The organism is Duganella sp. GW821-FHT07F09 (assembly GCF_059418705.1).
Genome location: NZ_JBWKQJ010000025.1, coordinates 1 through 12,880, shown reverse-complemented (window position 1 = coordinate 12,880; position 12,880 = coordinate 1). Strand labels below are relative to the sequence as shown.

The 12,880-nt window shown below is 64.5% G+C and carries 12 protein-coding genes; 10 read left to right on the top strand and 2 right to left on the bottom strand.

Annotation, left to right across the window (positions count from 1 at the left end; genetic code table 11):
- Window positions 1-164: 164 nt before the first annotated feature.
- The 7 genes from AC07P1_RS32785 to ppnP are packed head-to-tail and all read left to right on the top strand — an operon-like array spanning window position 165 to window position 7,387.
- Entirely contained in the window at window positions 165-635 is a 471-nt protein-coding gene (locus tag AC07P1_RS32785; protein WP_494699782.1) for a chemotaxis protein CheW, read from the top strand.
- Window positions 632-1,891 carry a CheR family methyltransferase gene (locus tag AC07P1_RS32780; RefSeq protein WP_494699781.1) on the top strand — a complete coding sequence of 420 codons (1,260 nt, stop codon included), beginning with the start codon at window positions 632-634 and terminating at the stop codon, window positions 1,889-1,891. The genes AC07P1_RS32785 and AC07P1_RS32780 overlap by 4 nt, the downstream gene beginning before the upstream one ends.
- 12 nt (window positions 1,892-1,903) lie before the next feature.
- On the top strand, window positions 1,904-2,590 hold the full coding sequence (locus AC07P1_RS32775; protein WP_494699780.1) for a chemotaxis protein CheW: 687 nt from the start codon (window positions 1,904-1,906) through the stop codon (window positions 2,588-2,590).
- Window positions 2,587-4,923, top strand: a complete 2,337-nt coding sequence (locus tag AC07P1_RS32770; protein ID WP_494699779.1) for a hybrid sensor histidine kinase/response regulator — start codon at window positions 2,587-2,589, stop codon at window positions 4,921-4,923. Before AC07P1_RS32775 ends, AC07P1_RS32770 begins: the two co-directional genes overlap by 4 nt.
- The gene (gene cheB, locus AC07P1_RS32765; RefSeq protein ID WP_494699778.1) at window positions 4,920-5,972 is read left to right on the top strand and encodes a chemotaxis-specific protein-glutamate methyltransferase CheB; all 1,053 of its coding nucleotides are present in this window, start codon (window positions 4,920-4,922) and stop codon (window positions 5,970-5,972) included. The genes AC07P1_RS32770 and cheB overlap by 4 nt, the downstream gene beginning before the upstream one ends.
- A 33-nt stretch (window positions 5,973-6,005) precedes the next feature.
- Window positions 6,006-7,049, top strand: a complete 1,044-nt coding sequence (locus AC07P1_RS32760; protein ID WP_494699777.1) for a diguanylate cyclase — start codon at window positions 6,006-6,008, stop codon at window positions 7,047-7,049.
- Between the two features lie 23 nt (window positions 7,050-7,072).
- Window positions 7,073-7,387 (top strand): pyrimidine/purine nucleoside phosphorylase, encoded by a 315-nt coding sequence (gene ppnP / locus AC07P1_RS32755; RefSeq protein ID WP_494699776.1) that lies wholly within the window; start codon window positions 7,073-7,075, stop codon window positions 7,385-7,387.
- A 128-nt stretch (window positions 7,388-7,515) separates the two neighbouring features.
- Here the strand turns inward: ppnP and murB are convergent, their stop codons facing one another.
- Window positions 7,516-8,544, bottom strand: coding sequence for a UDP-N-acetylmuramate dehydrogenase (gene murB / locus AC07P1_RS32750; RefSeq protein WP_494699775.1), 1,029 nt, complete (start codon window positions 8,542-8,544; stop codon window positions 7,516-7,518).
- A gap of 149 nt (window positions 8,545-8,693) precedes the next feature.
- Here murB and AC07P1_RS32745 point away from each other — a divergent pair, with 149 nt between their 5' ends.
- A complete protein-coding gene (locus AC07P1_RS32745; protein ID WP_090327570.1) occupies window positions 8,694-9,179 on the top strand; it encodes a YajQ family cyclic di-GMP-binding protein in 486 nt (161 codons plus the stop codon).
- A gap of 149 nt (window positions 9,180-9,328) precedes the next feature.
- Window positions 9,329-10,582, top strand: a complete 1,254-nt coding sequence (locus tag AC07P1_RS32740) for a nitronate monooxygenase (protein ID WP_494699774.1) — start codon at window positions 9,329-9,331, stop codon at window positions 10,580-10,582.
- 49 nt (window positions 10,583-10,631) lie between these two features.
- Here the strand turns inward: AC07P1_RS32740 and AC07P1_RS32735 are convergent, their stop codons facing one another.
- Entirely contained in the window at window positions 10,632-11,561 is a 930-nt protein-coding gene (locus AC07P1_RS32735; RefSeq protein WP_494699773.1) for an exopolyphosphatase, read from the bottom strand.
- A gap of 307 nt (window positions 11,562-11,868) precedes the next feature.
- Here AC07P1_RS32735 and AC07P1_RS32730 point away from each other — a divergent pair, with 307 nt between their 5' ends.
- A complete protein-coding gene (locus AC07P1_RS32730; RefSeq protein ID WP_494699772.1) occupies window positions 11,869-12,678 on the top strand; it encodes a trehalose-phosphatase in 810 nt (269 codons plus the stop codon).
- Window positions 12,679-12,880: the final 202 nt, after the last annotated feature.

Sequence of the window (12,880 nt, the reverse complement as noted above, 5' to 3'; positions counted from 1 at the left end):
CAGCAGATCTCGGAGACGATGATGCAGCTGAACGACGCCACCCAGCAGACGGTCGAGTCGCTCAAGGCCACCAGCGAAGCGGTGCACCAGCTGCAGTACGCGGCCGGCGACCTGCAAACGAGCGTCGCCAACTTCGCCGTCGCGGTCTAGGAACGGGAAGCGCGATGAAACTGCTCGTCTTCCACATCGGCGCCGACCGCTATGGCCTGCGCCTGCGCGACGTGGTGCGCGTGGTGCCGCTGCTCGAGCTCAAACACCTGCCGCTGGCGCCCGACGCCGTGGCCGGCCTGATGGACTACCACGGCCGTTCGGTGCCGGTGATCGATCTGTGCCGCATCAGCGGCCTGCCCGCCGGCGAGGATTATTTCGACACCCGCATCATCGTGGTCGATTACCACACGCCGGAAGGGACCAGCCACGCGCTCGGCCTGCGCGCCGAGCGCGTGCTGGGGGTGCGGGACGTGGGCGAGGCGCGCCTGACCGACAGCGGCGTGCTGGCCGCGCCCTTCCTCGGCCAGGTGGCCGGCGACGCCGACGGCATGCTGCAACTGGTCGAACTGGAACAGCTGCTGCCGGCGCCGCTGCGCGCCATGCTGTTCCAGGCGGGCGCCCCGGCCGCGGACCCGCTGCCATGACCCCGGCCCAAACCATGCTGCACGCCGCGACCGGCTTGAGCCTGTCCAAGGCCGTGGTCGACCGCGCCATCCGCCTGCGCATGGAGCAAACCGGCGAGCGCGACGCCGGCGCCTACCTGGAGGGCATGACGCCGGAGGAGCTGGAGGCGCTGGTGGAGGAGGTGGTGGTGCCGGAATCGTGGTTCTACCGCGACCAGCAAGCCTTCCAGGCGGCCGCCGAGTACATCGCCGCGCGCCTGGACGCCACGCCGGAGCGCATGCTGCGCATCCTGTCGGTGCCGTGCGCCGGCGGCGAGGAGCCCTACACGATGGCGATGGTGCTGTCGGACGCCGGCATCCCGCGCGAGCGCTTCATCATCGACGCGGTCGACATCAGCCTGGCGTGCATCGAACGCGCCAGGCGCGGCGTCTACGGCCGCAACGCCTTCCGCAACCAGGACATGGGCTTCCGCGAGCGCCACTTCACCGCCTGCGGCGACGACGAGTTCCACATCAACGACGACATCCGCAAGCAGGTGCGCTTCAAGCAAAGCAATATACTGGACGCGGACCTGGACGCGCGCGCGGGCTCCTACGACGTCATCTTCTGCCGCAACCTGCTGATCTACTTCGACAAGCCGACCACGCGGGCGGCCATCGCCAAACTCGACCAGTTGCTGCGGCGCGACGGCCTGCTGTTCGTCGGCTATGCGGAAGTGCCGTCGCTGTGCCAGAACGGCTTTGCGCCGCTGCCGTATGCGCAGGCATTCGGCCTGACCCGGGAAGCGACGGTCGAAAGGCGCAAGGTGGAGCGCGCGGCGGCGCCGGCGTCCTACCTGCCGCCGCCACCCGTCCGGCCGCCACCGCGCGCCGCACGCACCGACGTGCCCACGCCCTCCCGTTCGCAGCGCGCCCCATCCGCGCCGGCCACGCCCGCCGCGCAGTCCACTATGGCGGCGACCGACGACTTGCTGGCCGACGCACGCCGCCTGGCCGACCTGGGACAACTCAAGGAAGCCGAGGGCAAATGCCGCGACTATCTGGCGCAGGTACCCGATTCGGCCGAGGCCTATTTCATACTCGGGCTGCTCAACGAGTTGACCAGGAAGCTGCAGCAGGCGGAGGACTACTGGAAGCGCTGCATCTATTTGCAGCCGGACCACTACGAAGCGTTGTGCCATCTGGCCCTGCTGGCCGAAACCAACAGCGACGCGGCCACCGCCGCCGCGCTCAAGGCACGCGCGGCGCGCATCTACAAACGCCAGCAGGCATCATAAGGGCGTCCACACATGACGATCACCACCTCCCCCATCCTGCCCGCCGCCATCGAAGACTGCTGGAACCGCATCGGCGTGGTCGGCGACCAGAGTTGCGAGAAGCTGCAACAGTACGTCCACTGCCGCAATTGCGACGTCTACGCCGATGCCGCGCAGCGCAACCTGCAGCGCCTCGTCGGCGACGACTATAAAAGGAACTGGGCCACGCACTTCCGCCAGGCCGCCACCGACACGCAAGCGCTGGACGCCTCGTGCCTGGTGTTCCGCATCGGCCGCGAATGGCTGTCGCTGCCGACCAAGCTGTTCGTCTCGGTGGCGCCGCAGGCCAAGCCGCACCGGCTGCCGCACCGCGCCGCGCTGGGGCTGATCGGCATCGTCAACGTCGGCGGCACCCTGCATCCGTGCATGTCGCTGGCGGCGCTGCTGGGCATCGACGAAAGCGAAGGCGAGGCCGCGACCCACCGCCACACCTTCGCGCGCGTGCTGCTGATCCAGTGGGAGGACCGCTCCTACGCGCTGCCGGTGGCCGACCTGCACGGCATCATGCGCTACGCCTCGGCCACCGTGCAGGCGCCGGCGGCCACCATCAACAAGGGTCTGAGCCGTTACCTGTCGGGCGTGGTGTCGCACCAGGACATGCATATCGGTATGCTCGACGCGGCGCTGATCGGCTACCAACTCGCGAGGACGCTGCGATGAGCCAGGATAACAACGAAGACCTGAGCCAGTTCTCCATGATGGACCTGTTCCGCATGGAGGCGGACAGCCAGACGCAGATCCTGACCGACGGCCTGCTGGCCATGGAGCGCCTGAAGGACGACGCCGGCGCGGTCGAATCGATGATGCGCGCGGCCCACTCGATCAAGGGGGCGGCCGCCATCGTCGGCCTGGAAGTGGTGGTGCAGCTGGCGCACCGGATGGAAGACGCCTTCATCGCCGCCCAACACGGCAAGCTGGCCCTCACGCCCAACCGGGTCGACGTGCTGTTGGCCGGCGTCGATCTGATACTGCAACTGTCGCGCCTCCAGGACAGCGGCCTTGACGCCTGGCTGGGCGCCAACGCAGCCCACGTCACGCGCACGCTCGACGCCATCACCACCATCGCCTTCCTTCCCGAGCCGCTCGACCTGCAGGCGGAGGCCGGCCTGTTGCCGCCCATCTCGGCACCGGTGACGTCGGCGCCGTACTTCCCGCCCGGCGAGCTGCCGGTGGCGGCGCCCTCGCCCGCGCCGGCCTCGGTGCCGGCTTCGGCGCCCCCGCCGGACGAAGCGCCTGCCGCGCCGGCCGCGCGCGCGAACGCAGCGCCCAAGGCCGCCCAGAACTTCGACAAGCTGCTCTCGCTGGCCAGCGAATCGCGCATCAACGCGCACCAGATGCATTCGTTCGTGCAGAACATGCAGCGCTTCAAGCGCAATCAGAGCAGCCTTTTCTCCATCATCGAGCAGCTGCACGAGGCGATCGCCAACAGCACCGACGCCAAGCTGAAGGAACAGTCGCTGATGGCGCTGCAAAAGACCCATCCGCTCAAGCAGTTCGTGCTGGAACACATCGCCGACATCGAAGCCTACGAGCGCCGCCTGCTGGCCGTCTCGCAAGGGATGGTGGACGAGGTGCTGACCATGCGCATGCGGCCGTTCCGCGACGGCGTGCAGTCCTTCCCGCGCATGGTGCGCGACCTGGCGCGCACCATGGGCAAGGATGTGCGGCTGCAGATCGTCGGCGAGGACACGCTGGTCGACCGCGACATCCTGGCCCGGATAGAAAACCCGCTTAACCACATGCTGCGCAACGCCATCGACCACGGCATGGACGCGGCGCCGGTACGCATCGCCGCCGGCAAGCCGGGCACCGGCACCATCGTGCTGGAAGCGAAGCACCGCGCCGGCATGCTCAGTATCGAGATCAGCGACGACGGGCGTGGCGTCGACCTGGAAAAAATCCGCCGCCTGGTAATCGAGCGAAAGATGGCCAGCGCGCAGATGGCCGGCGCGATGTCGTCGGCCGAGCTGCTGGAATTCCTGTTCCTGCCGGCCTTCAGCCTGAAGGAAAGCACCACCGAGATTTCCGGACGCGGCGTGGGCCTCGACATCGTGCACGAAACCATCCGCTCGCAAAACGGCACCGTGCGCATCGAATCGGAACTCGGGGTCGGCTTCCGCACCTGCATCACGCTGCCGTTGACCCAGTCCATCGTGCGCGCGCTGGTGGTCGACGTCAAGGGCGAAGCCTACGCCATGCCCATCGCCCAGGTCGAACGGGTGATCAAGATACCGCAGGCGGCCATCCACACGCTGGAGAACAAGCAGTTCTTCGACTTCGGCGGCGAGCATCTGGGCCTGGTCTCGTCCTCGCAGGTGCTCGAGCTGGGCGACACCGACGCCGGCAGCGGCGAGTTGGCGGTGGTCGTCATCAGCACCGGCGCGCGCCGCTACGCGCTGGTGGTCGACACCATCCGCGGCGAACAAAGCCTGGCGGTGCAGAGCATCGATCCGATCTTCGGCAAGATGCGCGACATCTCGGCCGCCGCCCTGCTCGACGATGGCGAGCCGGTGTTGATACTGGACGTGCCGGACCTGCTGCTGTCGATCGAAAAACTGCTGCACGAGGGCGGCCTGCATCAACTGACCAAGTCCGACCACGCGGAGCGGCGCAAGACCAAGCGCATCCTGGTGGTCGACGATTCGCTGACGGTGCGCGAAATGGAGCGCAAACTGTTGCTAAGCAGGGGCTTCCAGGTCGATATCGCCATCGACGGCATCGACGGCTGGAACGTGGTGCGCAGCGGCGACTACGACCTGGTGATCACCGACGTCGACATGCCGCGTATGGACGGTATCGAACTTGTCACGCTTATTAAGAAGGACATTCACCTCCATAAGCTGCCAGTCATGATAGTCTCCTATAAAGACAGACCCGAAGACCGGGCGCGCGGGCTCTCGGCCGGCGCCGACTACTACCTGACCAAGGGCAGCTTTCATGACGAGACGCTGCTTGACGCGGTCAGCGATTTGATTGGAGACGCCAGCAGATGAAGATCGCCATCGCCAACGATGTCGCCATGGCGGCGGAAGCGCTGCGGCGTGTGGTGGCCAGCACCGCCGAGCACCAGGTGCTGTGGATCGCCCGCACCGGCGCGGAGGCGGTGCGCATGTGCGCCGACAACCGGCCGGACCTGATCCTGATGGACTTGAACATGCCGGAGCTGGACGGCGTCGAGGCGACCCGCCAGATCATGGAACACAGCCCGTGCGCGATCCTGGTGGTGACTGGCCGGCCGCAGGACAACGTCAACCAGGTGTTCCGCGCGCTGGGCGCCGGCGCGCTGGACGTGACGGCGACCCCGGTGTTGCAGGGCCAGCCCGGCGGCGACGCCGAGCTGCTGGCCAAGATCCGCACGATGGACAAGCTGATACGCCACAGCGGCGGCAGCCAGGCGATGGCGCCGCGAAGCTCGCTCAATGGGGCCGCCAACGGCAACGGCCATGGCGCCGACACGCCGGGCGTGCCGGTGCCGGTGACGTCGCTGCTGGCGATCGGCGCCTCGACCGGCGGCCCGATGGCCGTCTCCAAGATGCTGGCCGGCTGGACGCCGCCGCGCGGCTGCGCCATCGTGGTGGTGCAGCACATCGACCAGCACTTCGCCGACAATTTCGCCCGCTGGCTCGGCGAGCAGCTCGACATGCCGGTGCGCGCGGCCGAGGAAGGCGACGAACTGGCCGCCGGCACCGTCCTTGTCGCCAAGAGCAACGACCACTTAACGCTGGATCAAAATTATCGCTTGCGGTACGATGCCAATCCGAAGGAATACGCCTACCGGCCGTCGGTCGATGTGTTTTTCCATTGCGTCGCCCAGCACTGGAAGGGCGAGGCGATCGGCGTGCTGCTGACCGGCATGGGCCGCGACGGCGCCGAGGGCCTGCTGGCGATGCGCCGCGCCGGCCATACCACGATCGCCCAGGACCAGGCCAGCAGCGCGGTCTACGGCATGCCGCGCGCCGCCGCCGACCTGGACGCGGCGCAGATGGTTTTACCGCTGACGAAGATCGGCCCCGTTTTGCGCAACACCCTGGGCAGCCGCTGATCCGCGCGGGCGCCGACACATAAAGAGAACACGATGTCCGAAGCACACGCATTCGCAGCAGATCCAGAAGCGGCGCTGACCGCCTTCAAAGTCCGGGTACTCCTGGTCGACGACCAGTTGATCATCGTCGAAGCGGTGCGCCGCATGCTCAGCGACCAGACCGATATCGAGTTCCATTACGTGACCGACGCCGGCCAGGCGTCGCGGACGGCGTTGCAGCTGCAACCGACCGTGATCCTGCAGGACCTGGTGATGCCGACCATCGACGGTTTCGGCCTGATCAAGATCTACCGCGACGAGGAGTCGCTGCGCCACGTGCCGGTGATCGTGCTGTCGGCCAAGGAAGACCCGAAGCTCAAGGCGCACAGCTTCGCCACCGGCGCCAACGACTACATGGTCAAGCTGCCCGACAAGCTGGAATTGCTGGCCCGCGTGCGCTATCACTCCGGCGCCCATATCAGCCGCCTGCAACGCGACCAGGCGTTCCGCTTCCTGCGCGAGAGCCAGAAGAATCTGGCCGACGCCAACATCGAACTGCAAAAGCTGGCGGCGCTCGACGCGCTGACCGGCATCGCCAACCGGCGCCGCTTCGACGAGACCATGGCGACCGAATGGCAGCGCGCCCAGCGCGACAAGAAACCACTGACCCTGCTGCTGTGCGACGTGGATTTCTTCAAACTGTACAACGACAGCTTCGGCCACCTTGCGGGCGATTTGTGCCTGAAGAAGGTGGCGGCCGTCCTGACCGAACATTTAAAGCGCCCCGCCGACCTGGCGGCGCGCTACGGCGGCGAGGAATTCGCCATTATCCTGCCGGAGACACCACTGACCGGGGCACTGATCGTGGCCGAGTCATGCCGCCGACACCTGGAACAGCTGGCCATCGAGAATCCCCAGGCCACCACCGAGCTTTCATCCGTGACGATGTCGATCGGGGTGGCGAGCGTGATACCTTCGCCAAAGTCGCGTATCGAGGATCTGATCGAGCTGGCCGACCAGGCGCTGTACGCCGCCAAGAACGCAGGCCGCAACCGCGTCATGAACGCGGACGACCTGCCCGGCTTCACACCTACCTAATCCCAACAAGGAAAAACAGCAGCATGAGTGCTCAATTTGATCAAGTCAGCGTCGTCAAGAAATCGAACATCTACTTCGACGGCAAATGCGTGTCGCACAATATCATCCTCGCCGACGGCAGCAAGAAGAGCGTCGGCGTGATCTTCCCATCGAGCCTGACGTTCAACACCGGCGCGCCGGAGACGATGGAAATCACCGGCGGGGTGTGCAAGGTGCGCCAAGCCGGCGCCAGCGAGTGGCAAACCTACGGCGCGGGGCAGGAATTCAAAGTGGCCGGGAACAGCCACTTCGACATCGAGACCGTCGAAACGGTCGATTACGTCTGCCACTTCGGCTAAGCGCGACGGATACACCGATCCACTGATCCACGTAGGGCGGATTAGGCGGCACGCCGTAATCCGCCATGAGCCGCCGACGGAGCTTGGCGGATTACGCTGCGCTAATCCGCCCTACGTGGTTCAGACCACTATACAAATACGGGCTCCGGCTCGAGCAGCACGCCGTACTTCGCCTGCACGTCCGCCTGGATCGCCCGCGCCAGCGCCACCACATCGGCGCCGGTCGCGCCGCCGTTATTGACCAGCACCAGCGCTTGTTTCGGATACACGCCCGCCGCGCCCAGGTTCCTGCCCTTCCACCCGCACTGATCGATCAACCAGCCGGCCGCCAGTTTCTCCGTGCCGTCGGGCTGCAAATGATGCACCAGCGCCGGAAAGCGCGCCAGCAGCGCCGCGCACTGCGCGCCCGTCACCACCGGATTTTTAAAGAAGCTGCCGGCATTGCCGATCACCGCCGGATCCGGCAGTTTGCGGCGGCGGATCGCCACCACCGTATCGGCCACCTGTTGCGCGCCAGGCGCGACGAATCCCTGCTCGGCCACCGCCTGCGCCAATTCCGCATACCGCAAATTCGGCTGCCACTGCTTCGGCAGCGCGAACGTCACATCCAGAATAATCAGATGCCGGCCGGCGTCGTGCTTGAAGAAGCTGTCGCGATATCCAAAACGGCAGGCGCCGGCATCCATCGCATAGGTGCGCGCGCCGACCGGATCGAACACCGTCACGCTGTGGAACACGTCCCTGGTCTCCAGTCCATAGGCGCCGATATTCTGTATCGGCGCCGCGCCGACGGTGCCGGGGATCAGCGACAGGTTTTCCAACCCGCCCATGCCCTGCTCCAGCGTCCACTGCACGAACGCGTGCCAGTTCTCGCCGGCCGCCGCGCGCACAAAATGGCTGCGCTCATCGCCGCCGACGACCTGCCTGCCCTCGAGCGCGATGTGCAGCACCAGTCCGGGGAAGTCGCCCGTCAGCAGCAGATTGCTGCCGCCGCCTAACACCAGCCGCGGCAAAGCGGCCCAGGCGGGATCGGCAAGAGCGCCGAGCAATTGCTCTGTTTTCGTCACGCGCAAATACGCGTGCGCGGTCGCGGCGATGCCGAAGGTGTTGAGGGACTGTAAGGGAAACTGATGCTGGATGGGAGACTGTGGATGCATGGAGGAAAAACCGATTAATTTAGTCGATTATAGAGCGAAACAAGCAAAAAACCAGCGCCCGTATGGGGGTGACTGCCCGGTTGTCCGTTAAAATGTCAGACTTTGATGGGGAGCGGTAGCACCCCATGCCACACGAAAAGGAAATAGCCATGCCGTCGTTTGATGTAGTGTCCGAAGCAGATATGATCGAAGTGAAGAATGCCGTCGAGCAATCTCAAAAGGAAATCGCCACCCGCTTTGACTTCAAGGGGACCGGCGCATCCGTCGAGCACAAGGAAAACGAACTGACCGTTGTCGCCGATTCCGAGTTCCAGCTGCAGCAGGTGCGCGACGTGCTGACCAACAAACTGGCCAAGCGCAAGGTCGATGTGCGCTTCCTCGAGGACGGCGACATCAAGAAGGTCGGCGGCGACAAGGTCAAGCAGGTCATCAAGATCAAGAACGGCATCGAGGCCGATGCGGCCAAGAAAATCGTGCGTGTCATCAAGGACAGCAAAATGAAGGTGCAGGCCAGCATCCAGGGCGAGGCCGTGCGCGTGACCGGCGCCAAGCGCGACGATCTGCAGGCCGCGATGGCCATGCTGCGCAAGGACGTCCCCGACATGCCGCTCGAGTTCAACAACTTCCGCGACTGATCCCGCCCGCGCGGCGTTGCCGCGCCGTCACAGAGCGGTAGCACACTTGGAGTAGAATTAGTTTAGTCTCCATCGACGATGCTGCCGCGCGACCCGCATAGCGCCAGGCTCCATGCCCGGCAAACAACCTCGGTAGTCTAAGGATAGCAATGAAACGTGTTGATGATTTCCGCCTGCGATTTGGCAAAAACGAATACGTGCCCATCATGGTCGGCGGAATGGGTGTGGACATTTCGACTTCGGAACTGGCGCTGGAAGCGGCCCGCCTGGGCGGCATCGGCCACATCTCCGACGCGATGGTCGAAGACGTGTCCGACCGCAAGTTCGATACGAGCTTCGTCAAGGATAAAACCAAGCTCTACAAGTTCAACATCAACAATTCGGACAAGTCGGTCGTGCAGTTCGACCTCGAGCGCCTGGCCGACGCCCAGCGCCGCCACATCGGCGCCACCATGGCGGCGAAAAAAGGCGATGGGCTGATCTTCGTGAACTGCATGGAAAAGCTGACCATGAACGGTCCGCGCGAAACCCTGCGCACGCGCCTGAACGCGGCGCTGGACGCCGGCATCGACGGCATCACCCTGTCGGCCGGCCTGCACTTCGGCTCGTTCGCCTTGATGGCCGACCATCCGCGCTTCCGCGAAGCCAAGCTGGGCATCATCGTCTCGTCGGTGCGCGCGCTGCAGATCTTCCTGCGCAAAAACGCCAAGCTGGACCGTCTGCCGGACTTCATCATCGTCGAAGGCCCGCTGGCCGGCGGCCACCTGGGCTTCGGCATGGACTGGGCCGACTACGACCTGATGACCATCACGCTGGAGTTGCTGGCCTACCTGAAGGCAGAGAACCTCGACATTCCGCTGATCGCGGCCGGCGGCATCTTCACCGGCAGCGACGCCGTCCGCTTCCTCGAGGCGGGCGCGGCGGGCGTGCAGGTGGCGACCCGCTTCACCATCACCAACGAATGCGGTCTGCCGGCCAAGGTCAAGCAGGAATACGTCAAGGCCACCGAGGACGACATCATCGTCAACGGCATCTCGCCGACCGGCTACCCGATGCGCATGCTCAAAAGCACGCCGGCGATCGGCGCCGGCATCCGTCCGGGGTGCGAATCCTACGGCTACCTGCTGGACGCGACGGGCAACTGCGCCTACATCAACTCGTACAACCGCGAAGTGGCGGCCCATCCGAACGAGAAGAACATCGTCGTGATGGACAAGACCTGCCTGTGCACGCACATGCGCAACTTCAACTGCTGGACCTGCGGCCACTACACCTATCGCCTGAAGGACACCACGCACAAGAAACCGGACGGCGAATACCAGCTGCTGTCGGCCGAGCACGTGTTCAAGGACTACCAGTTCAGCACCGACAACCAGATCGCGCTGCCGGAAAAAGAGTTCTGACCGGCGACGGATCGCGGAAATGAAAAACGGCGCCGAGGCGCCGTTTTTTTTATCCTTCGGAGTTGATCCGGTGGATCAGCGCGCCCAGCACCTCCTCGGCGCGCTCGTTGTCGACCTGGCAGGTGCCGGCGTTCTCATGTCCGCCACCGCCGTATTCCAGCATCAGGGCGCCGATGTTGGTCTTCGAGGTGCGGTTCAGGATCGATTTTCCGGTGGCGAACACGGTGTTCTGGTTCTTCAGTCCCCACAACACGTGGATCGAGATGTTCGTCTGCGGGAACAGCGCGTAAATGATGAAGCGGTTGCCGGCGAAGATGATTTCCTCGTTGCGCAGATCCAGCACCACCAGATTCTTGTGCACGGTCGCGCAGCGGCGGATCTGGTCCTTACACTTTTCCGCATGCTCGAAGTACAGGTCCTTGCGTTCCTTCACGTCCGGCAAGGCCATGATCTGTTCGATCGTGTGGTTCTTGCACGCATCGATCAAGTCCATCATCAGGTTGTAGTTCGAGATGCGGAACTCGCGGAAGCGGCCCAGGCCGGTACGCGCGTCCATCAGGAAGTTCAGCAAGTCCCAGCCTTCCGGATTGAGCACTTCCTGCTCGTTGAAGCGCGCGGCGTCGCCCTTGTCGACGGCGGCCATCATATCGCCCCATGAGGCCGGGAAGGCTTTCTCCGCGCCGTAGTAATCGTAGACCACTCGAGCGGCCGACGGCGCCTCGGGATGGATCACATGGTTGGAGCGCTCGCCGGTGTTGCGGATGGTTTCAGACAAGTGGTGGTCGAAGGCGATGTGCACGCCCGGCACGTAGGGAAGATTGGTCGTGATGTCGTTGTCGGTGATCGCGATCTTGCCGTCCTGCATATCCTTCGGATGAACGAACAGGATGTCATCGATCATATCCAAGTGCTTCAGCAGCACGGCGCAGACCAGGCCGTCGAAATCGCTGCGAGTGACCAGACGGAATTTATTTGCCATGAATACACCTCGAGAGTTAAACAGTGCGATCGTCCATCATACATGCCCCAAGGCACAAATAGAGCGGAAGGCAACGCTATTAGTTGCGTCGAATCATTTATGCATCAACTGTTCAATAGAATCGCGTTTGACATGCTCGATTCCGGGCAGTACGATAATTTTCTTTGACTGGGTTTGAACGGGCGATGTCGGCCCGAGCTCCGTGGCACGGCGTTCCGCGCCGCCACGATACGGTTCAGTTCGAACCCCTCTGCCACCCGCAGGCTGCCGCTTTCAACGAGCAAGGCGCCGCGCAACAAGGAGGGGCATGATTCATTTGCTTTCATTAGCCGGCAGGCGGGCGCTCGCGGAGCTTGTCGCGACCGAGCCGGTACTCGCGTTCACTTTCGACGGCACCTTGGCGCCGCCGGTCGTGCTGCCCAGCCAGGCACGCATGCAGCCGGCGCTGGAACGCTGCTTCCGCGACTTGTGCGCGTTGCTGCCGGTCGCCGTCATTACCGGCCGCAGCCTGGACGATGTCGAGGCGCGGCTGCCTGTGCGGCCTGCTTATCTGGTCGGCAATCACGGCTCGGGTTGTTTGCCCGGGCAGGAGGATGACGCGCCGCGCGCGCGGAGTATCTGCACCACCTGGCTGCGGCAGATGATCGACGAGCATGGCTTGCACAAGGTCGATCCCGGGTTGCTGATCGCCGATCATGGGTGTTCGCTGTGGCTGCATTACCGGCTGCTGCGCGACCGACCGCGCACCATGCGTGAGATCGAGCGGGTGCTGGGAGCGCTGCATCCGGCGCCGGTGGTGGTCGGGGCGCGCAGCGGTGTCAATTTGCTGCCGCCGGATGCGCCGGGCAAGCGCACGACGTTGAGCACGGTGCTGGATCATGCCTCGCGGCAGACGGCGCTGTACATCGGCGAGGATGAGGCGGACGAGCAGATCTTCAGGGACGCACCGGAGTCGTGGCTGACGGTGCGCATAGGCCGCAGCAAGGACAGCGCGGCGCGGTATTTCCTGCATCACCAGTTCGAGGTGCTGGAGTGCTTGCAGTATCTGATCGGCTTGATTAGCCGTACGAGACACGTAGGGCGGATTAGGCGGAACGCCGTAATCGGCCATGCGTGAGCTGGCGGCGGCGCGTGATGGCCGATTACGCTGCGCTAATCCGCCCTACGTGTCTCCGGGGTGTGTTTGATACCCGGCGCATGAACGCAAAAAAGCCCACCAGGATCACCTGGTGGGCTTCTTCTTATAACTAGCCTGACGATAACCTACTTTCACACTGGTTGCAGCACTATCATCGGCGCAGAGTTGTTTCACGGTCCTG